Below are 25,478 nucleotides of genomic sequence, written 5' to 3'. Positions count from 1 at the left end.
CGGTGAATCAAAATAGCACCGATCTTGCCCGGTCGTCCCGGGCTCGCGGATAATCCGCGCCCGATGGCCGAGCCGAAGGAAGCGCAGCAACCCGAGTCCGGCGCCCAGGCGTCCGCGCCGGAGGCATGGTTCTTCTGCCTGAGGCTCCTCGGCGGCCGCTACGCGTTCGAGGCCCCGCTCGTCACCGAGGTGGTCCGCCTCGGTCCGCTCACGCGGCTCCCGGCCGCGCCGGCCTTCCTCCCCGGCGTGTTCACCCACCGCGGCGAGGTCCTGCCGGTGCTCGACATCGCCCAGCTCGTCGGCCAGGGGTCGGTGTCGCTCCGCCCGAGCACGCGCGCCGCGATCGTCCATTGCGGCCCGTGGAAGGTGGCGGTGGTGAGCGACTCGGTCGAGGGGCTCGTCGCGATCCCGCGCCGCCAGCTCGAGCCGCCGCCGGCCGAGTCGAGCGGCGTCGCCGAGTTCCTCTCCGCCGTCGGCCGCGACCGCGCGGGCGCCATCGCGATCCTCGATCTGCCGCGCCTCGTCGAGACCGCCCGGGCGCGCGCCGTGCCAGCGGGGAGCGCCGCGGCGTGACCGGCCCGACGAGCGAGCTCGTCCTGTTCCAGGTCGGCCCGCGCACCTTCGCGGCGGTCGTGCACGACGCCATCCGCATCGGCAGCGTGCGGGACGTGCCCGCGGAGGACCTCGTCCTCGAGACGGCGCTCGGCGCGCCGCGCGCCTGCACGCGCGGCATCGTCGTCGCGAGCCACGACGAGGCCGTGGAGCGGACCCTGGTGGTCGATCAGGTGATCGGCACCCGGAGCGTGCCGGAGGTGCAGGTGCAGCCGCTCCCCGCCTTCGCCGCCGCCTGCCTCACCTCCGGCGCCGTCACGGGCTTCGTGCTCCTCGACGGCGACCCCGTCCTCCTCGTCGACCTCCCCACCCTCGTCCGCGAGCACGCCACCTCCGCCGCGCCCGTGTGACGCCTCCCCCGGAGCAGCCATGAGCACCCGCGATCCGTTCGACGTCCAGCAGAAGCCGAAGGCCCGCGCGGCCGCGCCGCGCGCGGCGGCGGCGAAGAGGCGGAACACCGTCGTCGGCGCCGACGCCGCCCGCATCGCCGTGGTCCTCCGCGGCTTCGCCGAGGGGAACTACGACGGCCGCGTGGACGCCGGGGCGATCGACGATCCCGGCCTGCGCGCCATCGCCGAGGCGGTGAACGGGGCCGCGAGCGCGGTCGTCGAGGACCTTCGCCAGGCGCACCAGCGCGTGCAGATCGTGACGGCCGGCATCGACGAGGCCATCGAGGCGATGATCCGCCTCGTCATCCAGGGCGACCTCTCGGGCTCGCTCCGCGCCGGCTCGACCGACTCCGCGCTCACGCCGCTCATCGCCGGCATCGGCCAGGTGATGGAGACGCTGAAGAAGTTCGTCACCGAGACGCGCGAGGCGGCGATGCAGCTGTCGACCAGCTCCGCGGAGGTGCTCGCGGCGGCGACGCAGAACGAGTCCTCGACGAGCGCGCAGGCGTCGGCCATCCACGAGACGACCGCGACGATGGAGGAGCTGAAGGGCGCCTCGCACCAGATCGCCGAGAACGCGCAGATGGTGGCCGCGATCGCCGAGCAGACCCTCTCCGGCGCGAAGCAGGGCGAGGGCGCCATCAAGGCGTTCATGGGCTCGATGGAGAAGGTCCGCCACAACGCCGTCGAGGTGGACGACGCGATCGCGAAGCTCTCCAAGCGGGTCGAGCGCATCGGCACGGTCGTCGAGGTCATCGACGAGATCGCGGACCGCTCGGACCTCCTCGCCCTGAACGCCGCCCTCGAGGGGGCCAAGGCGGGCGAGGCGGGTCGCGGGTTCTCCATCGTGGCCGCCGAGATGCGCCGCCTCGCCGAGAACGTCCTCGAGTCGACGAAGGAGATCAAGAACCTCATCACGGAGATCCGCGAGGCGACGCACGCCGCCAAGGAGGCGTCCGACGGGAACAAGCGCGAGGCCTCCGAGGGCGAGAAGCTCGGCGGCAACGCCATGGCGAGCGTCTCGGGCATCCTCTCCGGCATCCAGGAGACGAGCGACGCCGCCCGCGTGATCCACCTCGCGACGCAGCAGCAGCGCACGGCGACCGAGCAGGTCGTGCAGTCGATGTCGGAGATCGAGGAGGTCACTCGCCAGGCGCAGGCCGGGTCGAAGCAGGCGACCGGCGCGGCCTCCGAGCTCACGAAGCTCGCCGAGCGCCTCGCAGAGCTCGTGAAGCGCTTCAAGGTGGAGTAGCCCGGGCCGCTCAGGGAAAGGCACGCCGCGAGCCGCGCATGGGCGTCTCCGAAGAGATCCGCAAGAAGCTCCTCCCCCGCTTCCGCGAGACCACCGCGGACCGGGTGGAGAAGATCTCGGGCGCGCTGCTCGAGCTCGAGCGCGGCGCCGGGACGCCGGAGGCGCTCGACGAGCTCGCGCGCGAGCTGCACACGCTGAAGGGCGAGGCCCGCATGATGGGCTTCGTCGGCATCTCCAGCGTGGTGCACGCGGCGGAGGACCTGCTCAAGGCGCTCCCCAAGGACAGCCCCGGCGAGCGGCTCGACGCGCTCCTCCGGGCGTGCGGCGCCATCGTGCCGATGCTCGACGCGCCCGCGGAGGGCGGGGACGCGGCCGGGAAGCTCGCGGAGTCCCTGCGCGCGCTCATCGCCGGACCGCGGGGCGCGCCGGAGGGCGCTGCGGAGGTCTCGACGGTGGCGGCGTCGCCCGCGCCCGGGCCGTCGCCTTCGCACGCGAGCTCGAGCGCGACCGCGACGACCTCGACCACGACCTCGACCACGAGCGAGCGCGCGGCCCCGGCCGCCCCGGCGCCCGCGCCGGCGCGGCCCGCGGCGCCGTCGCCCGAGGCCCGGCTCGAGCTTCGCGGGGACAAGCCGGCCGCCTCGATCCGCGTGGACGTCGACCGGCTGGACGAGATCGCCGCGCTCGCCGGCGACGTGCTCGTCGAGGGAGAGCGGGCCATCCGCCGCTCCCGCGACCTCAACGCGCTGTTCGCGCGGTGGGGCCGGCTGTCGGACCGGGTGATCGCGCTCGCCGAGCGGCTCCGCGACGCGCGCACCGCCCGGCTCGTCGAGCAGATCGAGGGAGACGTCCACCTCCTCCGCTCGGACACGTTCCGCTTCGCCCGCGCGCAGACCGAGGCCGCCTCCTCCTCCCAGGCGCAGTTCGGGATGCTCGCCGAGCGGATCGGGGAGGCGCGGCTCATCCCGCTCTCCGGCGTGCTCGCGGGCTTCCCCCTCGCCGCCCGCGACATGGCGCGCGAGCAGGGCAAGGAGGTCGAGTGCGTCGTGCGCGGCGGCGAGACCGGGGTCGACAAGGCCATCCTGCTCTCGCTCAACGACCCGCTCGTCCACCTCGTCCGCAACTGCGTCGATCACGGGCTCGAGACGCCTGCCGAGCGAGTGCAGGCGGGCAAGCCGCGCGCGGGGAAGATCGTCATCTCCGCGCGGGTGGACGGCGACCTGCTCGCCGTGACCGTGGAGGACGACGGGCGCGGGATCAGCCCGCAGAAGGTCCGCGCCTCCGCGCTGCGCAAGGGGATCATCGGCGAGCAGCAGGCGGCGAGCCTGTCGGCGCGGAACGCGCTCGACCTCATCTTCATGGCGGGGTTCTCGACGCGCGAGCAGGCGGGCGAGACGAGCGGCCGCGGGGTGGGGCTCGACGTGGTGCGCAAGCGCGTCACGGCGCTCGGCGGGTCGGTCACGGTCGAGTCCGAGGTGGGCAAGCGCACGCGGTTCACGCTGCGCATGCCGCAGTCGCTGTCGCTCATGAAGGTCCTCCTCGTCCGCATCGACGAGGACGTCTACGGGATCCCGGCCGTGGACGTGGACAGCGTCGGGCGGCTCGACCCCAAGGAGGCGACGGAGGTCGCGGGCATCCGGGCCGTGCGCTACCGCGGGCGGCTCATGCCGGTAGTCGCGCTCGGGCCCCTCCTCTCGCTCAACGGCGGCCCGCGCTCGAAGCGGCCGCTCGTGGCGTACGTCGACCACGGCAGCGAGGGCGCGGCGGTGGTGGTGGACGGGCTGCACGGCGAGCGCGAGGTGGCGGTGAAGGCGCCCGGGGCGTTCCTCAAGGGCATGCGCTTCGTCACCGGCGCCGCCGCGCTGGAGGACGGGCGCGTCGCGCTGCTCCTCTCGACCCCGGACATCGTGGCCGCGGCCCGCCGGCTCGCCTCGCCGGCCCTGGCGCGCGGCCGCGACCGGCGGCGCCTGCGGGTGCTCCTCGTGGACGACAGCGCGATCGCGCGAGAGGCGGAGGCGGCCCTGCTCCGCTCGCTCGGGCACGAGGTGGACGAGGCGGTGGACGGAGAGGACGGCTGGCGGAAGCTGCAGACCGGCAGCTACCAGCTCCTCGTCACCGACGTGCAGATGCCGGTGCTCGACGGCATCGACCTCACCCGCCGCGTGAAGGCGACGCCGCGGTTCGTGAAGCTGCCCATCGTCATCATGTCCTCGCTCTCCGCGCCCGAGGAGCGCCGCCGCGGCGTGGACGCCGGCGCCGACGCGTACATCGTCAAGGGCGAGCTCGAGGCCGAGAGCCTCGCCGCCACGCTCGAGCGGCTCTGCGGGGTCGGCGCGTGACGCCTCCACAGGCGCGGCAGGTCCGCGTCCTCGTCGCGGACGACTCCGCCCTGTTCCGCGAGCTCCTCGCCGGGGTGGTCGCGGACGGCCCGGGGTTCGAGGTGGTCGCCGTCGCGGCCGACGGACACGCCGCCGCCGCGCTCGCGCGGCAGCACCGGCCCGACGTCATCACCATGGACCTCAACATGCCCGAGGCCGACGGCTACGCGGGCATCGCGCGGATCATGGCCGAGACGCCCACCCCGATCCTGGTCCTCACCGGCAACCCCGCCGAGGCGGTCGGGTTCCGCGCGCTCTCGCTCGGCGCGCTCGACATCCTCGAGAAGCCGCACGCGACGACCGACCTCGAGACGTACGGGCGGCAGCTCCGCTCGCGCCTCAGGCTCCTCGCCGGCGTGAAGGTGATCCGCCACCTGCGCGGGCTGCGCACCGAGGGCGAGCCGCCGCCCCGGCGGAGCGCGGGCGTGGAGCTCGTCGTCATCGGCGCCTCGCTCGGCGGCCCGCGCGCGCTCGTGTCCCTCCTGCGCGGGCTCGCGCCGGTCTTCCCGGCCCCGGTCGCGATCGTGCAGCACATCGCCGACGGGTTCACCGAGGGGCTCGCGGCCTGGCTCGCCGCGGAGACCCGGCTCGACGTGCGGGAGGCGCGGGACGGCGACGTCCTCGCGCCGGGCCGGATCGTCCTCGCCCCCTCCGGCCGTCACCTCGTCGTCGCCGACGGCGCGGTGCGGCTCTCGGACTCGCCGCCGGTCGAGACCTTCAAGCCGTCGGTGACGCCGCTCTTCCTCTCGGCGGCGCGGCAGCACGGCGCGCGCGCCTGCGGCGTGATCCTCACCGGCATGGGCCGCGACGGCGCCGAGGGGCTGCGCGCCATCCGCGCGGCCGGCGGGCCGACGATCGCGCAGGACGAGGCGACGAGCGCGGTGTTCGGGATGCCGCGCGCGGCCATCGAGCTCGGGGCCGTCGATCGCGTGCTCCCGATCGAGGCGATCCCCCGCGCGCTCCAGGAGCTGACCCGGTGAGGCCGATCACGCCGGACGACCTGACGCAGCTCGCCGCGCTCCTCAAGGAGCGGGTGGGCCTGCACGTGCGCCCGGACGGTCACTCGGCGCTGCGCCTCGCCCTCGGCGCCCGGCTGGAGGAGCTCGGGCCCAACGCACCGGACGGGCGCGCGTACGTCGGCCTCCTGCGCTCGCAGGACGGCGGCGACGAGGAGCTCCGGCGGCTGCTCCCGCTCGTCACGGTCGGCAAGACGAGCTTCTTCCGCGACGAGCGCCAGTTCCGCGCGCTCGAGGCGCTGCTCCCCGGCCTCGTCGCGCGCGCGCGCGGCGGCGGCCGGCGCGTCGCGATCTGGTCGGCCGGCTGCGCCACCGGGGAGGAGCCGTACTCGATCGCGATGACCGCGGAGGGCGCCGGGGCGGAGCCCGAGCACCTCGAGCTCCTCGCCACCGACGTGAACCCGGAGGCGGTCGCGCAGGCCGCGCGCGGCGCGTACGACGCCCGGCGCGCGCGCGAGATCCCCCAGCCGCTCCGCGAGCGCCACTTCGACGCCGACGGGGATCGCCACCACGTGCGCGCGAGCCTCAGGCGGTTCATCACCGCGATCCGTCCGCACAACCTGGTCTCGGGCACCATGCCGCGGCCCGAGGGCGGGTGGGACGTCATCTTCTGCCGCAACGTCATCATCTACTTCGACACGCCCACGACGCAGCACGTGCTCACGCAGTTCCTCCACGCGCTCACGCCGGGCGGCTACCTGTTCCTCGGCTACTCCGAGTCGCTCTTCCGCATCTTCGAGGGCTTCGAGCTCACGGAGGTCGCCGGGGCGTTCCTCTACCGGCGCCCGGAGACGCCGCGCACGACGCCGCTCCCGGCCCCGCGCCCGGTTCGCCCCGTCGTCCCGGTGCCGTCCGCGCCGCCGCTCGTGCGCCACGTGTCGCTGCCCCCGGCGGCGCCCCCGCGCCTCCCCACCCCGGCGCCCATCCCGGCGCCGCAGCCGCCGCTCGCGCCCCAGGAGTACCTCGACGCCGCGGTGGCGCTGTTCGCCGACGGCCGCTTCGGCGCCGCGCGCGAGCTGCTCGAGCGGCTCCTCGAGAAGGGCGGCGAGGACCTCGCGGTGCGGCTCACGCTGGCGAACCTGTACGGCATCCTCCGGCAGACCGACCGGGCGCGCGAGTGCTACGTGGCCGCGCTCCAGCTCGAGCCGCTCAGCGCCGAGGCGCACCTCTTCTTCGGGATCCACCTGCTCGAGGAGGGCGAGACCGACGGCGCCGCCCTCGAGCTCTCGCGGGCGCTGTTCCTCGACCCCGACCTCGCGCTCGCGCATTACTGGCTCGGGCGCTGCCGCGAGGCGCAGCGCGATCCCGACCGCGCGCGGCTCGCCTACCGGAACGCGCTCGCCGCGCACGCCCGCCGGCCGGATGGGAAGCGTCAGGCCTTCCTGGGCTACTATCCGGACGTCCCCGAGGACGGCGCCGCCTTCGTCCGGGCCGCGCACTACGCCCTCGCCGCGCTGTGAGGAGAACGATGGCCGAGAAGAAGCGGATCCTGCTCCTCGACGACTCGACGATCACGCTCGAGATGGAGAAGGCCGTGCTCGAGGACCGCGGCTACAAGGTCGCGATCGCCTCGAACCTGCTCGAGTTCCAGGCGCAGCTCGACGGCTTCCAGCCGGAGATCATCCTCACCGATCTCATGATGCCGGACATCTCCGGCAAGGACATCGTCCGCGTCCTGAAGCAGGACTTCCACACCGAGAAGATCCCCATCATCCTCTTCAGCTCGAAGGGCGACGACGAGCTCGCGGAGATCTCCGAGCAGGTGGGCGCCGACGGGTTCCTCTCCAAGTCGCACGGCATCGACCGGCTCGGCGACATGGTCGACGAGATGGTGGACTCGATCCTGTGGTAGGCGCGGTTGCCCGCGGCGCCTTAGAACTCCCCACGATTGCTTGAAGATCCGGGGGAGCGCGTGCTACCTCGGGACGAGGGGCCGCCCGGGGTCGCGGCCGCCGAGAGGAACGCCGCCATGTCCGGCCACAACCGATGGTCCAAGATCAAGCGCCACAAGGAGGCGCAAGGGGCGGCCAAGGGCAAGCTCTTCTCGAAGGTCATCAAGGAGATCACCGTCGCCGCGCGAATGGGCGGCGGGGACCCCGCCGGCAACCCGCGCCTCCGCGCCGCGATCGACGCGGCCAAGGAGGCGAACATGCCGCAGGAGAACGTCACCCGCGCGGTGAAGAAGGGCACGGGCGAGCTCGAGGGCGTCTCCTACGAGGAGGTCGTCTACGAGGGGTACGGGCCGGGCGGGGTGGCGATGATCGTCGAGTGCCTCACCGACAACCGCAACCGGACCGCCGGTGACGTCCGCTCCTCCCTCGCGAAGGGCGGCGGGAACCTCGCCGCCGAGGGCGCGGTGGCGTGGAACTTCGACCGGCGCGGGGTCGTCGAGGTGAAGCCCGGCCCGACCGAGGACGAGGTCACGGAGGCGGCGATCGAGGCGGGGGCCGAGGACGTCGTGAGCCTCGGCGCGGAGGGGTTCGAGGTGCGCACGCTCCCGAACGACCTGCACGGCGTCGCCGCGGCGCTCGAGAAGAAGCTCCCGCTCGGCGCGAGGCGGCTCACCTTCGTCCCCCGGGAGACGCTGCGGATCACGGACCCGGACAAGGCGCGCTCCATGCTGAAGCTCGTGGACATGCTGGAGGACCTCGAGGACGTCCAGAACGTCCACGCCAACTTCGAGATCGACGACGAGCTGATGGAGCGGCTCGCCTGAGGCGGCAGCGGACGGCGTCGAGGGGCGGCGAACGGGCCGGCGGTCCGCACCCGCGGGGTGGGCGCGGGCGGGCCGAGGCGGCGTGAGGCTCCGGGAGGGCTGCGTGCGCGCGTACGAGATCATCCACCGCAAGCGCGACGGAGGGGCCATCCCGCCGGACGCGATCGCCGCGCTCGTCGACGGCTTCACGCGCGGCGAGATCCCCGACTACCAGATGGCCGCCTTCTGCATGGCGGTGTTCTTCCGCGGCATGGACGAGGGCGAGGTCCGCGCGCTCACCGAGGCGATGCTCCGTTCCGGCGACGTGCTCGACCTCTCCGACGTGCCGGGCGCGAAGGTCGACAAGCACTCCACGGGAGGGGTGGGGGACAAGGTCTCCCTCGCCCTCGCGCCGCTCGCCGCCGCCTGCGGCGTCAAGGTGCCGATGATCTCCGGGCGCGGCCTCGGCCACACCGGCGGCACGCTCGACAAGCTCGAGGCGATCCCGGGCTTCCGGGTGGACCTGCCGGTCGAGACGTTCCGCGCGCTGGTCCGCGACGTCGGCGCCTGCCTCGTCGGCCAGACCGAGCGGCTCGCGCCGGCGGACCGGAAGCTCTACGCGCTCCGCGACGTCACCGCGACGGTCGAGTCGATCCCGCTCATCGCCGCGTCCATCATGTCGAAGAAGCTCGCCGAGGGGATCGACGCGCTCGTCCTCGACGTGAAGGTCGGCTCGGGCGCCTTCATGAAGCGGCCCGAGGACGCGCGCGCGCTCGCGCGGACCCTCGCCGGGATCGGCCGCGGCATGGGCAAGCGCGTCTCGGCGCTCCTCACGCGCATGGACGAGCCGCTCGGCCGGGCGATCGGGAACGCGCTCGAGGTCGAGGAGACGCTGGCGCTCCTGTCGGGCGGAGGGCCGCCGGACCTGCGCGAGGTCACCGTCGAGCTCACCGCGGAGATGCTGGTCCTCGGCGACGCCGCGCCCGGCCTCGCCGCCGCGCGGGCGCGGGTCGAGGCGGCCATCGCCGACGGGAGCGGCCTCGCGAAGCTCGAGCAGATCGTCCGCGCCCAGGGGGGCGACGCGGCGGTGCTCCGCGATCCCGGCCGGCTGCCGCGCGCGCCGGCGCGCTACGACGTCGCCGCGCCCGAGGCCGGCTTCGTCACGGAGATCGACGCGGAGGCGCTCGGCCTCGCCGCGGTGGCGCTCGGGGCGGGCCGCGCGCGCGTCGAGGACCGGGTGGACCCGGCGGTCGGGATCGTGGTCGCGAAGAAGCTCGGCGATCGCGTCGAGCGGGGCGAGCCGCTCTGCACGGTGCACGCGGGCGAGCGCAGCGAGGCCCGCGAGCGGATCGCGAGGCGCATCGCGGGCGCCTACCGGATCGGCCCCGCCGCGCCCGCGGCGCGGCCGATCGTCCTCGAGCGATTGTAGGCGGCCGACCATGACCCGAGAGCAGCCAACGAGCGAAGCGGGCCCGCCGGGGCGCGCGAACAGGGGCGAGCCATGACCCACCGCGCCGATCTCTCCACGCGCCTCTCCTACGCCCTCGCCTGGATCCGGGGGAAGACGGACCTCGCGCCCGCGGCCGGGCTCGTGCTCGGCTCGGGCCTCGGGGACTTCGTCGACCGGCTCGAGCGGGCGGTGTCGATCCCCTACGAGGAGATCCCGTCGTTCCCGGTCTCGCGCGTCCCGGGGCACGCGGGGCGCCTGGTCGTCGGCGAGCTCGCCGCGCCGGGAGGGCGGGTCGCCGTCGCCGCGATGCAGGGGCGGGTGCACGGCTACGAAGGCTGGAGCGCGGCGGACGTCGCCTTCGGGGCGCGGGTGCTCTGCGCGATGCCGGTGAAGCTGCTCCTCGTGACGAACGCGGCGGGCGGCGTGAACCCCGCGTACGCCCCGGGCGAGCTCGTCCGGATGGTCGATCACCTGAACCTCTCCGGCATGAACCCGCTCGTGGGCGAGAACGACGAGCGGCTCGGTCCGCGCTTCCCCGATCTGTCGGAGGCGTACGACGCGCGCCTCGGGGCGCTGCTCGACGAGGCCGCCGCCGAGCGCGGCGTTCCGCTCCGCCGCGGCGTCTACGCCTGCATGCCGGGCCCGTCCTACGAGACGCCGGCGGAGATCAGGATGCTGCGCCTGCTCGGCGCGGACCTCGTCGGGATGTCCACGGTGCCCGAGGTCATCGCGGCGCGGCACATGGGCGTGCCGGTCGTCGGGATCTCGGTGGTGACGAACCCCGCCGCGGGGCTCTCGCGGCAGCCGCTCTCGCACGAGGAGGTCGCGGAGACCGCCGGCCGCGTCAAGGACCGGCTGGCCGCGGTCGTGGAAGGGTTCCTCCCCAGAGCGGTTCGTTGAAAAGGGTGGCCCCAGGCTGCTAGCGTCCCTTCCGGAGGGGCGAGCATGGACGATCGTCTGCCACCGAAGAGCGACGCCGCCGACCCGACCGATAAAGAGGCCGAGGCGGACCGGCGCGAGAGCGGGCGCATCCCGATCCACCTGCTGGTGCGCGACGCGGCGCTCGGCGGGTCGTTCGAGCCGTACGAGGGCAACCTCGCCCTCGGCGGCGTGTACTTCGGCGGGCTCCACCCACCCGCGGGGAACCGCGTCCAGCTCCGGTTCCTCATCCCCGGGACGCGGCAGGAGATCGAGGCGTCCGGCGAGGTGCTGCGGGTGTCGCGTGAGGGGCCGCGCTTCGGCGCGCACGTGAAGTTCGTGGACATGCCGCTCGCGGCCGAGCTCGCCATCGCGCGCCTCCTGCAGGAAGAGTGAGCGCGCGCTCCGGAAAGAGCGGCGGCGCGGCCGCGCTCGCCCGCGCCGCCCGCGCCGCGCGCAAGCGCGCCTACGCGCCGTACTCGAGCTTCCGGGTGGGGGCGGCGGTGCGCGCCGGCGACGCGGTTCACGCCGGGTGCAACGTCGAGAACGCGAGCTACGGCCTCACGCTGTGCGCGGAGCGGGTGGCGGTCGCCACCGCGGTGGCCGCGGGCGCGCGCCGGATCGACGCCATCGCCGTGGCGAGCGGGACGGACGAGCCGACGCCGCCCTGCGGGATGTGCCTGCAGACGCTCGCGGAGTTCGCCGGGCCCGAGCTGCCCGTCAGGCTCGTCGGGGCGCGCGGCGGGGCGGTCGACACGACGCTCGGCGAGCTCCTTCCGCGCGCGTTCACGAAGCGCTTCCTCTGAGGGCGCTGCTCGCTCGAGCCGACGTCGCGCACCGCAGCCAGGGCGTCCCCCGGCGCGCAACCGCGCCGTGCGTTTGACGGCGGCCGGCCCGCGCCCTATGAACGGGCGCGATGGACGTGTACCGCTCGCTCGACGAGGCCCGCGCCGCGGGGCGCCTCCGCGGCTCCGCCGTCGCGGTCGGCAACTTCGACGGCGTCCACCTCGGGCACCAGCGGCTCCTCGCGCTCGCCGGCGAGCTCGCCCGCGGCCGCGGCGCCGCCGCGGCGGTCCTCACCTTCGAGCCCCACCCCGTCCGCGTGCTCCGGCCGAAGCTCGCGCCGCCGCTCCTCGTGCAGCTGCCGCGCAAGCTCGAGCTGCTCGCCGCCGCCGGCGCGGACGCCACGATCCTCCAGCCGTTCGATCTCGCCTACGCCGCGACGTCGGCGGAGGCGTTCGTCTCCCGGGACCTGGCGGGCGCGCTCGGCTGCGCGGACGTGGTCGTCGGCTACGACTTCACGGCGGGACACGAGCGCGCGCGGGTGGAGACCCTGCGCGCGCTGCTCGCCCCGCACGGCATCCGGCTGCACGTCGTCGAGCCGGTCACGGTGGACGGCCTCGTCGTCTCGTCGACCAAGGTCCGCGAGTTCCTCCTCGAGGGGAACGTCGAGGCGGCCGCCCTGCTCCTCACCCGTCCGCACGACGTGGACGGCGTCGTGGTGCGCGGGGCGGGCCGGGGGCGCGGCTTCGGCTTCGCGACCGCCAACGTCGAGACGGCCGGGCTCCTCCCCGCGAACGGCGTGTACGCCGTCCGCGCCTGGGTGGGCGGGCAGCCGGGGCCGCGCGGGCTCGAGGGCGCGGTGGTCCACGCGGGCGTGTGCAACGTGGGCGTGAAGCCTACCGTCGAGGCGAGCGCGGCGGTGACCGCGGAGGCCCACCTGTTCGACTTCGTCGGCCGGGACCTCTACGGGGAGCGGATCCGCCTCGCCTTCGTCGCGCGGCTGCGGGACGAGCGGCGTTTCCCGTCCGTGGAGGCGCTCCGGGCCCAGATCGCCGAGGACGCGGAGCGCGCGAGAGAGGTCCTGGACAAGGCGCCCATGTAGGCCGGGCTCCGTGATTTACCCTCTCGAATCGCGTACTTACGGTAGCCGCTTCCTTGACCCCTCGCCGAGCTGCCTGCTAAGTTCGCGGAGCTTCACGGCCTTCTCGCGCGCTCCACCCCGAGGGATCTTCACGCATGTCTGGACGGCTCGGCGAACTCCTGGTCCGGGAGAACCTCATCTCCCTGCAGCAGCTGCAGAAGGCCCAGGACGAGCAACGCAAGACGGGCGGCCGCATCGGATCGCTCCTCGTGCGCAGCGGCGCCATCGCCGAGCACGACCTCACGAGCTTCCTCTCGAAGCAGTACGGGGTCCCGGCGATCTCGCTCAAGGACTTCGACATCGACGAGGAGGTCCTGAAGCTCATCCCCAGGTCGACCGCCGAGAAGCACCAGGTCGTGCCGGTGAACCGCGCCGGCGCCTCGCTCATCGTCGCGATGAGCGATCCGTCGAACATCTTCGCCATCGACGACATCAAGTTCCTCACCGGCTACAACGTCGAGGTCGTGGTCGCCTCCGAGCAGGCGATCAAGGAGGCCATCGACAAGCACTACATGGAGAAGGGGCCGAACCTCGAGGAGGTGATGGCGGGGTTCGACGACGGCGACATCTCGGTGGTCGAGGCCGAGGGCGACGACATCAACGCCGTCGACCTCGAGAAGAGCGCGGAGGAGGCGCCGGTCGTCAAGCTGGTGAACCTCATCCTGCTCGACGCCATCAAGAAGGGCGCCTCCGACATCCACATCGAGCCCTACGAGAAGGACTTCCGCGTCCGCTTCCGCATCGACGGCTCGCTGTACGAGGTGATGAAGCCGCCGATGAAGCTGAAGAGCGCCATCATCTCCCGCCTCAAGATCATGTCCGAGCTGGACATCAGCGAGCGGCGGCTCCCGCAGGACGGCCGCATCAAGCTGAAGCTCGGCAAGGGCAAGGAGATGGACTTCCGCGTCTCCGTCTGCCCGACGCTGTTCGGCGAGAAGGTGGTGATGCGCCTCCTCGACAAGTCGAACCTCCAGCTCGACATGACGAAGCTGGGCTTCGAGGAGCAGCAGCTCAAGGACTTCATGGAGGCGATCGACCGTCCGTACGGGATGGTCCTCGTCACCGGCCCGACCGGCTCGGGCAAGACGACGACGCTCTACTCCGCGCTCTCCAAGCTGAACGAGGTCGCGTGGAACATCTCGACCGCCGAGGACCCGGTCGAGTTCAACTTCTTCGGCATCAACCAGGTCCAGATGCACGAGGACATCGGCCTCAACTTCGCGGCCGCGCTGCGCAGCTTCCTCCGCCAGGACCCCGACATCATCATGGTCGGCGAGATCCGCGACTTCGAGACCGCGGAGATCGGCGTCAAGGCCGCGCTCACCGGCCACCTCGTGCTCTCGACGCTGCACACGAACGACGCGCCGGGCACGGTCTCGCGCCTCCTCAACATGGGCATCGAGCCCTTCCTCGTGACGGCCTCGCTGAACGCGATCGTGGCGCAGCGGCTCTGCCGCCGGCTCTGCGCCGAGTGCAAGCGGCCCGCGCAGGTGGACGACCAGGCGCTCCTCGACGCCGGGTTCGCGCCCGAGGAGATCGGCACCTTCCAGCCGTTCGAGCCCGTCGGCTGCAGGACCTGCAACGACCGCGGCTACAAGGGCCGCGTCGCGGTGTACGAGGTGATGCCGCTCTGGGACGGCCTCAAGGAGCTCGTCATCCAGGGCTGCTCGACCGCGGAGCTGAAGCAGGAGGCGATCCGGCTCGGCTTCCGGACGCTGCGCATGAGCGCGCTCAACAAGGTGAAGCTCGGCGTCACCACCCTCGCCGAGGCGGTGGGCAACACCGCGCCGGACAAGTTCTAGCCCCGAAGGCACGAAGGCGAACGAAGACTTGGCAAACCTGCACCAGCTCCTCAAGGCGATGGTCGAGAAGGGGGCCTCCGACCTCCACATCACGACCGCGTCGCCGCCGCAGCTCCGGATCGACGGCAAGCTCGTGCCGCTCAAGACGCCGCCGCTCACGCCCGTCGAGACGAAGCAGCTCTGCTACTCGATCCTCACCGACGCCCAGAAGCACAAGTTCGAGGAGGAGAGCGAGCTCGACCTGTCGTTCGGCGTCAAGGGGCTGTCGCGCTTCCGCGCGAACGTCTTCATGCAGCGCGGCGCGGTCGCGGGCGCGTTCCGCACGATCCCGTTCAAGATCCTCACCTTCCAGGACCTCGGCCTGCCGCCCATCGTCGCCGAGCTCGCGAAGAAGCCGCGCGGGCTCGTGCTCGTGACCGGCCCGACCGGCTCCGGCAAGTCGACGACGCTCGCGTCGATCATCGACAAGATCAACACCGACCGGCACGAGCACATCATCACCATCGAGGATCCGATCGAGTACCTCCACCCGCACAAGAACTGCGTGGTGAACCAGCGCGAGGTCGGGGCGGACACCCAGTCGTTCAAGAAGGCCCTCAAGTACATCCTGCGCCAGGATCCGGACGTGGTGCTCGTCGGCGAGATGCGCGACCTCGAGACCATCGAGGCGGCGCTCGTCATCTCCGAGACCGGCCACCTCGCGTTCGCGACCCTGCACACGAACAGCGCGGTCCAGACGATCAACCGCATCCTGGACGTCTTCCCGCCCTACCAGCAGCCGCAGGTCCGCGCGCAGCTCTCGTTCGTGCTCGAGGGCGTGCTCACGCAGAACCTCCTGCCCCGCGCGGGCGGCCCGGGGCGCGCGCTCATCATCGAGGTGATGGTCCCGAACCCCGCCATCCGGAACCTCATCCGCGAGGACAAGATCCACCAGGTGTACTCGCAGATGCAGGTCGGCCAGACCAAGTTCGGCATGCAGACCTTCAACCAGAGCCTCGCGCTGGCGTTCGCGAGGCGGCTCATCACGCTCGAGGAGGCGATGGGCCGGTCCTCGGATCCCGAGGAGCTGAAGAACCTGCTCGCGAGCGGCGCCGGGATGCGCCCGCCCCCGCCGCCGGCGCGCTGACCACGATTTCGACCCGCGGGCGACCCTCGGCTAGGATCGGCCCGCACCCCGCGAGGAGCTCATGGCACAGGCCGCAGCCGCGAACGCGAAGACGAAGGCCGCGCCTGCGCCCAAGCAGGTGCCGGTCTGGAAGTGGTCGGCGAAGACCAAGCAGGGCGAGGTGAAGTCCGGCGAGATGGAGGCCGCCGACGCGTCGGCGGTCGAGGCGCGCCTCCGCCAGACGGGCCTCGAGCCGACGCGGGTCCGCAGGAAGCCGAAGGACCTCGTCATCCCGGGCCTCGGCCCGAGCGTCGGGACGAAGGACATCCTGGTCTTCACCCGGCAGTTCTCGGTGATGATCGACGCAGGCCTCCCGCTCGTGCAGGCCCTCGACATCCTCGCCACCCAGGCTGACAACCCGGCGTTCAGGAAGGTCCTCACGGCGGTCAAGGTCCGCGTGGAGTCGGGCTCCACCTTCGCCGACGCGCTCGCCGAGCACCCCAAGGCCTTCGACGAGCTCTTCGTCCAGCTCGTGCGCGCCGGCGAGATCGGCGGCATCCTCGACACCATCCTCCAGCGGCTCGGCGCGTACATCGAGAAGAACGAGAAGCTGAAGCGGCGCGTGAAGGGCGCGATGGTCTACCCGTCCATCGTCCTCACCGTCGGCGTGGGCGTGACGGTCGTGCTGCTCGCCTTCGTCACCCCGACCTTCGAGAAGATGTTCAAGGACTTCGGCGGCGCGATGCCGGCGCCGACGCAGTTCCTCATCGACCTGTCGCATGGCCTGCGCGACAACTGGTACTGGTACGTCGCGGTCCCCATCGCGATCGTGATCGCCTTCAAGGTGTTCACGAGCAACCCGCGCGGCGTCGAGAAGTGGCACGCGTTCGTGCTCAAGATGCCGCTGTTCGGGTCGCTCGTGCGCAAGGTGGCGGTCGCCCGGTTCACCCGGACGCTCGGGACGATGCTCTCGTCCGGCGTGCCCATCCTCGACGCCCTCCAGATCGTCGCCCGCTCCGCCGGCAACAAGATCATCGAGAAGGGCATCATGTACGTCCGCGCGAAGATCTCGGAGGGCAAGAACATCGCCGGCCCGCTCGCCGAGACGAAGGTCTTCCCGCCGATGGTCGTGCAGATGATCGGCGTCGGCGAGGCGACGGGCGCCATGGACGCCATGCTGAACAAGATCGCCGACTTCTACGACGACGAGGTCGACGTGGCCGTCGCTGGCCTCACCGCCATGATCGAGCCGGTCATGATGGTGTTCCTGGGCGGGATGGTCGGCGGGTTCCTCGTCGCCATGTACCTCCCCATCTTCAGCATCGCCGGCAACATCAAGTAGCGGGGCGCCGTGGAGCCGACCGCCGCCGCCCTCGCCACGGAGCCCGCGGCGGAGCCGCCGGCCGCCGCGCCTCGCGACGGGCTTCGCCGGAAGCTCGGCTGGCTGACGCTGTTCCGCGTCGTCACGGTGACGGTGCTCCTCGCCGGCACCATCGTCGTGAACCTCGAGCTCGGCCCCGTCATCGAGCGGGACCTCCTGCCTCTCTACGCGGTCGTGGCGGCGACGTACCTCGTCGCGCTCGCCACCGCGCTCGCGCTCCGGGCCGGCCGGGGCCTGACCTCGCTCGCCTACGCGCAGGTGGTCCTCGACGTGCTGGTCGCGACCGCGGTCGTCGCGGTGACCGGGTACTCCGCGTCGGTCTTCGTCGTGATCTTCTCGATCGGCGTCGTGAACGGCGCGATCCTGCTCTTCCGGCGCGGCGCGCTCTTCGCGGCCGCGCTGGCGGTCCCCGCCTACCTCACCGTGGCGCTCCGGGTCGACCCGCACGGCGCGGACGTCTCGCGCATCACGCTCCTCGTCCACGCCGCCTCGTTCGTGGCGGTCGCGTTCCTCTCCTCCTACCTCGCCGAGCAGCTCCGCTCGGCGGGCGAGCGGATCGTCGCGCAGGAGGGGGCCCTCGCCGAGATCACCGCGCTCCACGAGTCCATCGTGGCGTCGCTCACGAGCGGGCTCATGACGCTCGACCTCGCCGGCAAGGTCACCTACCTGAATCCGGCCGGGGAGCTGCTCACGGGCCTCCGCCTCGAGGAGGTGCGCGGGCGGCCCGCGACCGAGCGGTTCGGCGCCTTCCGCGAGGCGACGCCGCGCGGCGAGGTCGAGTGGACGGGCCCCTCCGGGCGGCCCCTCCGGCTCGGGTACTCGGCGTTCCCGCTGCGCGGCCCGGCGGCCGCCGCGATCGGCAGCGCGGTGATCTTCCAGGACCTCACCGCCCTCCGGGAGATGGAGAACGCCGTCCAGCGCAGCCGCCGGCTCGCGGACCTGGGCCGGGTGGCGGCCGGGCTCGCCCACGAGCTCCGCAACCCCCTCGCCGCGATGAGCGGCTCCCTGGAGCTCCTGCAGACGAACGCGGCGCTCCCGCCCGACGAGCGCCGGCTCATGGACATCGTGCTCCGGGAGGCGGCGCGGCTCGACGGGCTCGTGAACGACCTGCTCGAGTACACCCGCCCGGCGCCGCTCCGGCGCGTCCGGACCGACCTCTCCGTCGTCCTCGACGAGGCGCTGCGGGTGTTCGCGAACGATCCGACCGCCGCTCGCGTGACCGTCGAGCAGGACCTCTCGCCCGTGACGGTCGCCTGCGACCCGGACCAGACGCGCCAGGTGTTCTGGAACCTCCTCGTGAACGCCGCCCAGGCGGCCGCCGCGCGCGAGGGCGGGGCCGGGCGCGTGCGCGTCGCCTGCGGGCCCGACGTGAAGGGCGCGCGCCTCGTGGTCGAGGACGATGGCCCGGGGATCCCCGCCGCCGACCTGCCCCGCATCTTCCTCCCGTTCTTCACCACCAAGCGGAACGGCACCGGCCTCGGGCTCCCCACCGTCCAGCGCGTCGTCGACGCGCACCGCGGCAGCGTGACGGTGGACTCGTCTCCTGGGCGTGGGACGCGCTTCGTGGTCCTGCTCCCGCGCGAGGGCGCGGACGCGGGCGGCGCAGGCGCCCCGGGTTAGGATGCGCCGTGGCCTCGATCCTGGTCGTCGACGACGAATCGTCCATGCGCGACATGCTCGAGATCCTGCTCCGCAAGCAGGGTCACGAGGTGCACCTCGCGGCCGACGCGCCGGGAGCCGTGGCGCGCGCCGCCCAGGGCGACCTCGACCTCGTGGTGACCGATCTCCGGCTCGGCGCCGGCTCCGGGATGGACGTCCTCGCGGCGGTGAAGACGCACTCGCCCGCGACCGAGGTGGTCATCGTCACCGCGTTCGCGACGGCCGAGAACGCCATCCAGGCGATGAAGCTCGGGGCGTACGACTACGTCCTGAAGCCGTTCAAGCTCGACGAGCTGAAGCTCGTGGTCGCGAAGGCGCTCGAGCGGCGCGCGCTCGTCGCGGAGAACCGTGCGCTCCGCCACCGCGCCGGCGCGACCTTCGCCGAGCCCGAGCTGCTCGGCCGCTCCGCCGGCATCGAGGAGGTCCGCTCGCTCGTGGAGCGGGTCGCCCGCTCCCGCTCGACCATCCTCGTCATGGGCGAGAGCGGCACCGGCAAGGAGGTGGTCGCGCGGGCGATCCACCGCGGCGCCGGCCCCGACCGGCCGTTCGTCGCCATCAACTGCGGCGCCATCCCGGAGGGGCTCCTCGAGAGCGAGCTCTTCGGCCACGAGAAGGGGAGCTTCACCGGCGCGACGGAGGCCAAGGCGGGCCTGTTCGAGGTCGCCGGGACGGGCACGCTCTTCCTCGACGAGGTCGGCGAGCTGCCGCCCCAGCTCCAGGTGAAGCTCCTCCGCGCGCTGCAGGAGCGGCGCGTGCGGCGCGTGGGCGGGCAGAGCGATCTCGCGGTGGGCGCGCGCATCGTCGCCGCGACGAACCGCGAGCTCGCCGAGGACGTGCAGCGCGGGCGGTTCCGGGAGGACCTCTTCTACCGGCTCAACGTCATCCAGATCCGCGTCCCGGCGCTGCGCGAGCGCAAGGAGGACGTGCCGCTCTTCCTCGAGCACTTCCTCGCGCGCTTCGCCGCAGAGGCGGGACGCCCGGTGCCGCGCCTCTCGCCCGAGGCCGAGGGCGCGCTCCTCGCGCACGACTGGCCCGGCAACGTGCGCGAGCTCGCGAACGTCGTCGAGCGCGCGGTGACGCTGGCCGGGGCGGCGGAGACCATCGACCCCGCCGTGCTGCCGCCCGCGCTCCGCGGTCGCGCGGCGGCGCTGCCCGACGCGCAGGCGCAGCTCCCCGACGCCGGCATGGACCTCCAGGCGCACCTCGACGCGATCGAGCGCCACCTGCTGGAGCAGGCGCTCGCGCGCACCGGCGGCGTGAAGACCGAGGCGGCGCGCCTCCTCAGCCTCACCTTCCGCTCGCTGCGCTACCGGCTCGCGAAGTTCGGGATCGGCCGCGACTGAGGGCGCCGCCCCGACTCGCCGCGGCTCACTTGCAGGTGTTCGGCGCGCTCGGGTTGTGGCGGCAGTCGTGCAGACCCTTCGAGACCTGGATCACGCCGTAGCTCGGGACCGGATCGCGGCTCACCGCCGTCGAGACGTTGGACGCGCCCTTCTCCGGGTTCACCGCCGTGAGCCCGACCTGCACCTGTCCCTTCTGGTTCACGAACACCGTCGCCTGATCGCCCATCGTCGGCACGAGCGTGTTCTGCGCCCGGGCGAACACGGCGGTGCCGCCCTCGTCGAGGACCGGGCTCCCCCTCACCGGATCGACGATGTAGTGGTACGCGACGCGCCGGTTCACCGCGGTGCACTGCGCGACCTGACAGCTCGACCCGGTTTTGCGCGTCACGCCGGCCTGCGACGCGGTCTGGATCGTGTTCCAGGAGAGCCAGCGGAACAGGGCCGTCGTCGACGAGGTGCGCTCGTCGTACCGGGAGACGGGGTAGGTGTGGTCGTCGGCGGTCATCGTGCCGTCGTGGTTGTAGTGGAGCGCCCAGCCCGCGTCGGTGGCGGACGCGAAGGGGCCGGCGGTGTCGTTCCCGTCGATCAGCACGAGCGGCGTCGCGGTGTCGCCCGAGCCCGTCAGCTTCAGCCGGTTCGTGTCGTAGGTCTTCGCCTCGGCGGCGGTGCGGAACACCGGGCGCAGGTTGTCGTCCCCGAAGACGCGCGCGGAGATGAACCAGTTGTCCCGCTGGATCGGGGAGGTGGAGTCGCCCAGGTTGAGCAAGAGGCCGTTCGTGCCGGAGCGGGTGCACGAGAGCCCGGCCGCCGAGTCGGAGCAGGCGACGGTGACGTTCTTCTCGGTGTCGTTCGCGCCCGTGCAGTCGATCGAGACCTTCGCCTGGGCGGAGAGCGTGCACGCCGTGGCGCTCGGCTCGGTCTGGCTGCGCGTGGAGGACAGGGCGCCGGACGCCGTGCACGCGTTCAGGGTCGCGGCTCCGGACTCCTTGCCGAGCCCGGTCGACCAGATGGAGTTCGTGGCGTCCGCGATCGTGACGGTGCACCCGCGCTGCACGCAGGCCCGGACGTTGTCCGGGCCGCAGGTGCCGCCGAACCGGTCGAGCAGGTTGTAGCGATCGCCCGTGCCCGCGAACGTGCGCAGGATGCCCCCGGGGATGGCGGCGTTCGCGGTGATGTAGAAGAACGGCTGGCCCGCGCAACCCTCCAGCTCGAAGGCGCGCGCGCCGTACCAGTTCGTCACCTTCTTCGTGGTCGCGTCGAGCTCGCCCGGATCGCTGAAGCGGAGCACCCACAGCTGGCCGGCGGCGTCTCCGAAGGTGGCCGTGTCGAAGTAGCCGTCGTTGGGCGAGGACTCCAGACGGCGGGCGCTCTTGCCCCACACGATCATGGCGGCCGTGGCCGGCACCGGCGCGCGGAGCTTCCAGCGCGGATCGTCCGTCGCGGGGGCGGGGCTCTCCTGCTGGGTGGGGAGGCTGAAGTCGAAGAGCTCGTCGCCCGTCCAGACGTCCACCATGTGCACGCCGCGGCCGCGGACGAACTGGGGATCGAAGCCGCCAGAGAGGAGCGCCACCCAGCGCTCGTGATACGGGACGGCGGTGGACGTCCCCGTCGTCGCGCCCGGGACGGACATGGTCAGCGTCGACTGCGGCAGGGTCCCGAACAGCGCGTTCGAGGTCGAGTCGGACTTGATGCGCACGGGGCCGATGGGCGGCCCGACGGGCAGGAAGTCCGCGTAGGTGGCGCCGAACGAGAGCGACTCCCTGTCGGTGGGCTGGGGATAGATCCACAGGAACTTCGGCGCCTGGTGACCCGTCTCGGACGGGAGCTTGGTCGCGTCCGTCAGGTCGAGGCCGAAGTAGTGCGTCCCGCCGCGCCGCTCGGCGACCACGGCGACCGTGTGGAACTCCGCCTTGCCCTTCTTGCCGTCCTTGAGGGCCGAGGCGGAGCCGAGGGCGTTCTCCGTGCCGTCCACCCAGACGTCGCGCACCATGGGCGAGCCGTCCACGAACAGCTGGTGCCCCTGGAGCAGGAGCCCGACCTTCGGCAGCATGTCCGGCGGGAGGAGCGCCCACAGCTCCGCCCCGGTGCCGCGCGTGTAGTAGCCGTTGAAGGGAGGCTTCGACTCGTCGATTCCGGTCGTCGTGGGATCGTTCAGGTCCGCGATCCAGGCACCGCCGTCGAACGCGTGCAAGAGCCCGTCGTTCGCGCCCACGACCACGACCTTGCGGCGGTTCTTGTACGTGTCGCTCTTCGCGTACCCAGCGTAGGCGTCCTCCGTGCTGGAGAGATCCGGGACGGGCGTTCCCCAGAGCGAGGTGAGGCACTGGTTGTGGAGGCCGTTCGGGCACAGGATGCCGTCGGGCGGGAGGGGCGGATCCACGACCACGGGCGCGGAGTGGAAGATGTCGCCGAGCATGAGGAACCGATTCGGCAGCGTGTTCTGCCCCGCGTCGTCGGCGGCCTTCGGCCAGAGCCCCTGCTCGGGCTTCGCCTCGTTCTCGTTGAAGACGTCCGCACCCAGCACGTAGCGGATGAGCGTCTTCGCGCAGAAGAGGCGCGACGCGGAGACGGCGTTCGCGGTGAGGGCGTCGCCGGCCGCGCCGAGCTTCAGGGCGAGCTGGGTGCAGACGCCGCCCTCGAGCGCGAGGTAGGGCAGGAGCTTCGTCGCGACGGCGTCGGTGGGCAGGAGTCGGAACACCGTGTCGTAGGCGTCGACCTTGCCGTCGGGCGTGGCGCCGGTCGGGCCGGCGTCGTCCACGACGGTGTAGACGCGACGGTCCGTCAGCCAGCTCGGTGCCCGCATCGCCTTCTGGGCGTCCCAGTACTCGGCGGCGGCGGCCGTGCCCGCGACGGCGCACGTCCCGCCCTTCGCCACGCACGCCGAGGCCTGGTAGCAGGGCGCCGCGTCCGGCGGGTCGTTCTTGCGGAAGGCGCCCGTGCCGTCCTCCTGGATGAAGTCGCCGTCCTTGTCCTTGAGGAAGACGCTCAGGCACTTGCCGTCGCAGTCGAGGTCGCCCGCGCCGGTCCCGTCCGCCGTCTCCTGGCAGGCGTTGATGAACTCGCTGTAGAGCTCGTAGCGGAGGAGGTGGCCCTGCCAGAGCCGATCGCTGGGCGCGCCGGGCTCGAAGCGCGGCACGATCACCGACTGGCCCGAGGTCGTCTGCAGGGTGGAGACCGTCGCCACGCTGAAGGACGTGGAGCGCTCGCTGATGGTGAGGAACATGTTCTCGAGCGCCTGCTTGAGCGTCGGGGCGTCGTTCGCCGCCTCGTAGGCGCCGCCGCCCATTCTCGCGACGGACTGGAGCATGGTCGCGCCGTCGTCGATGGCGCCGAGGCCGAGCGTGTACACGTCGAGGACCTGCTTGCCGCCCATGGCGGCGCAGTCCTCGGTGCTCTCGTTGTTTCGACGGAGATCGAAGTTGTGCAGGTACCACGCGACGCGGATCGGGTTGTTGAGCCAATCCTTGTCGGCGGGGAACTTGGCGCAGTCGGTACAGAGCGAGGTGGGGATCCCGGTCGCGCCGGTGGTGTCCGGGACGACGCCCGTCGTCGTCGCGCCGGCGTACTGGGTCTCGGCTGCGGTCGCGTCGACGCTCCCCGCGGGCAGCGCGTTGCCCTCGGTCGAGGCGGGCGCGCGGTCCAGCATGACGATGACGGAGCTCGCCTGGCACGCGTAGCAGATCGACTGCTGGTTGGTGGACGCGCCGCTCCCGGTGGTGCCGGTGTTGGCGTTCCAGGTCGTGCCGAGGTCGAACCAGGGCAGCTCGGGCGTGTGGTAGTACTGCCCGAGGTCGAGCAGCGCGCGCGCGAGCGGGGCGCCCTTGTTGAAGTGGAACGAGTTGATCTCGTTGATGTAGGTGCTGCGCGAGGCCGTCCAGTTCGAGTCCGGCTGATCGCATCTCGGCATGAGCGACATCCACTCGCCGGAGGTGTGGTCCGCGCCGGTGTCGCCGAAGTGCGCGAGGCCCATGCGCACGTTCGCCTTGTCCTTCACCACGTCCTTGATGATCTTGCGCGCCACGAGGAACTTGGGCGGGTAGAAGTTGAGCCAGTTCCCCAGGAAGTAGATCGAGGGATAGGTGACGTTCGCGACGCCGTCCACCGTGGTCCGGAACTGCCTCCCGTCGAGGAAGAAGCCGCGCGTCCGCAGGCACGAGGCGCAGATGCTCGCCTTGGGCACCGCGCCCTGATCCGCGTTGCCGTAGGTGCTGGTGCAGAAGTTGTCGATGGCGAGGATGGTGCCGCTCTTGCGCGCCGCCGGGTTGACGCTCTGGGCGGTCCAGCCGTCGTTCGCGTTGACCGGCAGTCCGGCGGGCGTCTCGACGACGGTGTCGTGGTAGACGAGGTCCTTGTCGAAGAAGTTCGTCCGGGCGCCGCACGCGACGGTGTCGCCGTTGCTCCCGCAGTAGAAGTCGGGATCGTAGCCGCCCGGATGGCTCGAGTCGAAGGCTGGGACGGTGGCGTTGGTTCCCTGGGAGTAGTAGGGGCACGCCTTTCCCTCGGCGGCGTAGTCGATGGACGCGCTGTAGGTGCCGGCGGCGCCCGCGGTCGCGACCTGGCCGCAGGGGGACTGGAACGAGCGCTCTCGCAGCCAGTTGAGGAGAGAGCCGTCGCCCAGGTAAGCCGCAGACACGGGATCGTCCCCGCACCCCATCACCGGGCAGCCCGCCATCAGATCGCAGTCCGCGTCGAAGGGCCTCAGCGTGGGGATCGCGTCGAGCGGGTTCACGAGAGGCGGACGCGTCCCGGGGTACGACGAGGGGCCGTTCGGCGGCAGGCGCCGCATCGAGGTCGGGTTGCCGAGCAGGATGAAGATGTTCGGGACGCCGCCGGCGCTCGTGAAGAAGGTCGCGTCCTCCGGGTCGGCGCCGTTGAGGGCCGTGTCCGTGTAGCTCGTCGCGACGAGCCCACGAGCGGCCGCGGGGGTGAAGCAGGTCTCGGCCGGCGCGTCCGCGGCGGGGAGCAGGAGGGCGGCCGCCGCCGCGGCGGCGGCGAATCGGAGCGCGTTTCGTCGTGAGGAGAGCATGCGCGGAGCCTCGAGCTAGAACAGGGCGAACCGCATCGCGAACTCGACCTCGAGCTCGCGGTTCTGCGCGTCGGTGCACCGCGCCACGACGCGGTAGGCGCGGCCGGAGGTGAGCGCGTCGGGGGACGCGGTGCGGTTCGTGAGGTCCACGACGGGCGTGGGGGCGCCGTCGCTGACCGCCTTCTCGACGGCGAGCACCACGTCGTTCACCTTCATGGCCTCGGTGGACCCGTAGTGCGCGGGCGCCTGGAGCTTGCCGATGCCCGAGATCTCGAGCGGCGTGGTGAGCAGGTCGTCGCTCGAGAGGTAGCGGGGGCCGTAGCGCGCGATCTCCGCCCAGATCTTCGCCCGGGCCGCCTGCGCGCAGGCCGCGAGCGCGTCCACACGGGACTTGGCCGAGGCGTTCTGGCGCTCCTGCGAGGACAGGAGGACGGCGGCGGCGCCGATGACGGAGAGCACCGCGAGCATGATGAGCGCGATGACGAGGGTGCTGCCGCGGGGTGCCGCGCGAGGTCTCATGGAGGCGTT

20 protein-coding genes are annotated in these 25,478 nt (G+C 72.5%); 18 read left to right on the top strand and 2 right to left on the bottom strand.

Annotated features, from left to right (window positions below; genetic code table 11):
• The first annotated feature begins 63 nt into the window (after positions 1 to 63).
• From MLV88_RS16165 to MLV88_RS16080, 18 genes are all read left to right on the top strand, one after another.
• Positions 64 to 573 carry a chemotaxis protein CheW gene (locus MLV88_RS16165; protein WP_242355100.1) on the top strand — a complete coding sequence of 170 codons (510 nt, stop codon included), beginning with the start codon at positions 64 to 66 and terminating at the stop codon, positions 571 to 573.
• Complete coding sequence (locus tag MLV88_RS16160; RefSeq protein WP_242341344.1) at positions 570 to 962, top strand: chemotaxis protein CheW; 393 nt, start codon at positions 570 to 572, stop codon at positions 960 to 962. Before MLV88_RS16165 ends, MLV88_RS16160 begins: the two co-directional genes overlap by 4 nt.
• A gap of 19 nt (positions 963 to 981) precedes the next feature.
• A complete protein-coding gene (locus MLV88_RS16155) occupies positions 982 to 2,253 on the top strand; it encodes a methyl-accepting chemotaxis protein (protein WP_242341343.1) in 1,272 nt (423 codons plus the stop codon).
• A 38-nt stretch (positions 2,254 to 2,291) separates the two neighbouring features.
• Positions 2,292 to 4,592 carry a hybrid sensor histidine kinase/response regulator gene (locus tag MLV88_RS16150; RefSeq protein ID WP_242355098.1) on the top strand — a complete coding sequence of 767 codons (2,301 nt, stop codon included), beginning with the start codon at positions 2,292 to 2,294 and terminating at the stop codon, positions 4,590 to 4,592.
• Complete coding sequence (cheB, locus tag MLV88_RS16145) at positions 4,589 to 5,611, top strand: chemotaxis-specific protein-glutamate methyltransferase CheB (protein WP_242339469.1); 1,023 nt, start codon at positions 4,589 to 4,591, stop codon at positions 5,609 to 5,611. The genes MLV88_RS16150 and cheB overlap by 4 nt, the downstream gene beginning before the upstream one ends.
• Positions 5,608 to 7,107: a CheR family methyltransferase gene (locus MLV88_RS16140; protein ID WP_242355096.1), complete on the top strand. Its 1,500-nt coding sequence runs from the start codon at positions 5,608 to 5,610 to the stop codon at positions 7,105 to 7,107. Before cheB ends, MLV88_RS16140 begins: the two co-directional genes overlap by 4 nt.
• 8 nt (positions 7,108 to 7,115) lie before the next feature.
• Positions 7,116 to 7,499: a response regulator gene (locus MLV88_RS16135; protein WP_242339466.1), complete on the top strand. Its 384-nt coding sequence runs from the start codon at positions 7,116 to 7,118 to the stop codon at positions 7,497 to 7,499.
• A 117-nt stretch (positions 7,500 to 7,616) separates the two neighbouring features.
• Complete coding sequence (locus MLV88_RS16130; RefSeq protein ID WP_242355094.1) at positions 7,617 to 8,363, top strand: YebC/PmpR family DNA-binding transcriptional regulator; 747 nt, start codon at positions 7,617 to 7,619, stop codon at positions 8,361 to 8,363.
• A 103-nt stretch (positions 8,364 to 8,466) separates the two neighbouring features.
• The gene (locus MLV88_RS16125; RefSeq protein ID WP_242339473.1) at positions 8,467 to 9,771 is read left to right on the top strand and encodes a thymidine phosphorylase; all 1,305 of its coding nucleotides are present in this window, start codon (positions 8,467 to 8,469) and stop codon (positions 9,769 to 9,771) included.
• Between the two features lie 72 nt (positions 9,772 to 9,843).
• Positions 9,844 to 10,692, top strand: a complete 849-nt coding sequence (locus MLV88_RS16120) for a purine-nucleoside phosphorylase (RefSeq protein WP_242339462.1) — start codon at positions 9,844 to 9,846, stop codon at positions 10,690 to 10,692.
• A 45-nt stretch (positions 10,693 to 10,737) separates the two neighbouring features.
• Positions 10,738 to 11,106: a PilZ domain-containing protein gene (locus MLV88_RS16115; RefSeq protein WP_242339460.1), complete on the top strand. Its 369-nt coding sequence runs from the start codon at positions 10,738 to 10,740 to the stop codon at positions 11,104 to 11,106.
• Entirely contained in the window at positions 11,103 to 11,516 is a 414-nt protein-coding gene (locus MLV88_RS16110) for a cytidine deaminase (protein WP_242339458.1), read from the top strand. The genes MLV88_RS16115 and MLV88_RS16110 overlap by 4 nt, the downstream gene beginning before the upstream one ends.
• Positions 11,517 to 11,626: 110 nt before the next feature.
• Positions 11,627 to 12,595 (top strand): riboflavin biosynthesis protein RibF, encoded by a 969-nt coding sequence (gene ribF / locus MLV88_RS16105; RefSeq protein WP_242339456.1) that lies wholly within the window; start codon positions 11,627 to 11,629, stop codon positions 12,593 to 12,595.
• Between the two features lie 134 nt (positions 12,596 to 12,729).
• Positions 12,730 to 14,436, top strand: a complete 1,707-nt coding sequence (gene pilB, locus MLV88_RS16100) for a type IV-A pilus assembly ATPase PilB (protein ID WP_242339454.1) — start codon at positions 12,730 to 12,732, stop codon at positions 14,434 to 14,436.
• 28 nt (positions 14,437 to 14,464) lie between these two features.
• On the top strand, positions 14,465 to 15,562 hold the full coding sequence (locus tag MLV88_RS16095) for a type IV pilus twitching motility protein PilT (RefSeq protein WP_242339452.1): 1,098 nt from the start codon (positions 14,465 to 14,467) through the stop codon (positions 15,560 to 15,562).
• A 61-nt stretch (positions 15,563 to 15,623) separates the two neighbouring features.
• A complete protein-coding gene (locus MLV88_RS16090) occupies positions 15,624 to 16,883 on the top strand; it encodes a type II secretion system F family protein (RefSeq protein WP_242339450.1) in 1,260 nt (419 codons plus the stop codon).
• A gap of 9 nt (positions 16,884 to 16,892) precedes the next feature.
• Positions 16,893 to 18,542 (top strand): two-component system sensor histidine kinase NtrB, encoded by a 1,650-nt coding sequence (locus MLV88_RS16085; protein WP_242339448.1) that lies wholly within the window; start codon positions 16,893 to 16,895, stop codon positions 18,540 to 18,542.
• Positions 18,543 to 18,550: 8 nt separating this feature from the next.
• Complete coding sequence (locus MLV88_RS16080) at positions 18,551 to 19,924, top strand: sigma-54-dependent transcriptional regulator (RefSeq protein WP_242355092.1); 1,374 nt, start codon at positions 18,551 to 18,553, stop codon at positions 19,922 to 19,924.
• Positions 19,925 to 19,949: 25 nt separating this feature from the next.
• On the opposite strand, the gene MLV88_RS16075 is transcribed toward MLV88_RS16080, so the two are convergent.
• Entirely contained in the window at positions 19,950 to 24,950 is a 5,001-nt protein-coding gene (locus MLV88_RS16075) for a pilus assembly protein (RefSeq protein ID WP_243337997.1), read from the bottom strand.
• Between the two features lie 15 nt (positions 24,951 to 24,965).
• Entirely contained in the window at positions 24,966 to 25,469 is a 504-nt protein-coding gene (locus MLV88_RS16070) for a pilus assembly PilX N-terminal domain-containing protein (RefSeq protein WP_243337995.1), read from the bottom strand.
• Between the last annotated feature and the right edge of the window lie 9 nt (positions 25,470 to 25,478).

This window comes from Anaeromyxobacter soli (assembly GCF_022808855.1).
Taxonomy (GTDB): domain Bacteria; phylum Myxococcota; class Myxococcia; order Myxococcales; family Anaeromyxobacteraceae; genus Anaeromyxobacter; species Anaeromyxobacter soli.
This window is presented reverse-complemented; position numbering and strand designations above follow the sequence as displayed.

Excerpts from the sequence above, each read along its gene's own strand:
- MLV88_RS16165 (WP_242355100.1), top strand. The coding sequence starts at position 64 with ATGGCCGAGCCGAAGGAAGCGCAGCAACCCGAGTCCGGCGCCCAGGCG.
- MLV88_RS16155 (WP_242341343.1), top strand. The coding sequence starts at position 982 with ATGAGCACCCGCGATCCGTTCGACGTCCAGCAGAAGCCGAAGGCCCGC.
- MLV88_RS16150 (WP_242355098.1), top strand. The coding sequence starts at position 2,292 with ATGGGCGTCTCCGAAGAGATCCGCAAGAAGCTCCTCCCCCGCTTCCGC.
- MLV88_RS16135 (WP_242339466.1), top strand. The coding sequence starts at position 7,116 with ATGGCCGAGAAGAAGCGGATCCTGCTCCTCGACGACTCGACGATCACG.
- MLV88_RS16130 (WP_242355094.1), top strand. The coding sequence starts at position 7,617 with ATGTCCGGCCACAACCGATGGTCCAAGATCAAGCGCCACAAGGAGGCG.
- MLV88_RS16120 (WP_242339462.1), top strand. The coding sequence starts at position 9,844 with ATGACCCACCGCGCCGATCTCTCCACGCGCCTCTCCTACGCCCTCGCC.
- MLV88_RS16115 (WP_242339460.1), top strand. The coding sequence starts at position 10,738 with ATGGACGATCGTCTGCCACCGAAGAGCGACGCCGCCGACCCGACCGAT.
- ribF (WP_242339456.1), top strand. The coding sequence starts at position 11,627 with ATGGACGTGTACCGCTCGCTCGACGAGGCCCGCGCCGCGGGGCGCCTC.
- pilB (WP_242339454.1), top strand. The coding sequence starts at position 12,730 with ATGTCTGGACGGCTCGGCGAACTCCTGGTCCGGGAGAACCTCATCTCC.
- MLV88_RS16090 (WP_242339450.1), top strand. The coding sequence starts at position 15,624 with ATGGCACAGGCCGCAGCCGCGAACGCGAAGACGAAGGCCGCGCCTGCG.
- MLV88_RS16075 (WP_243337997.1), bottom strand. The coding sequence starts at position 24,950 with ATGCTCTCCTCACGACGAAACGCGCTCCGATTCGCCGCCGCCGCGGCG.
- MLV88_RS16070 (WP_243337995.1), bottom strand. The coding sequence starts at position 25,469 with ATGAGACCTCGCGCGGCACCCCGCGGCAGCACCCTCGTCATCGCGCTC.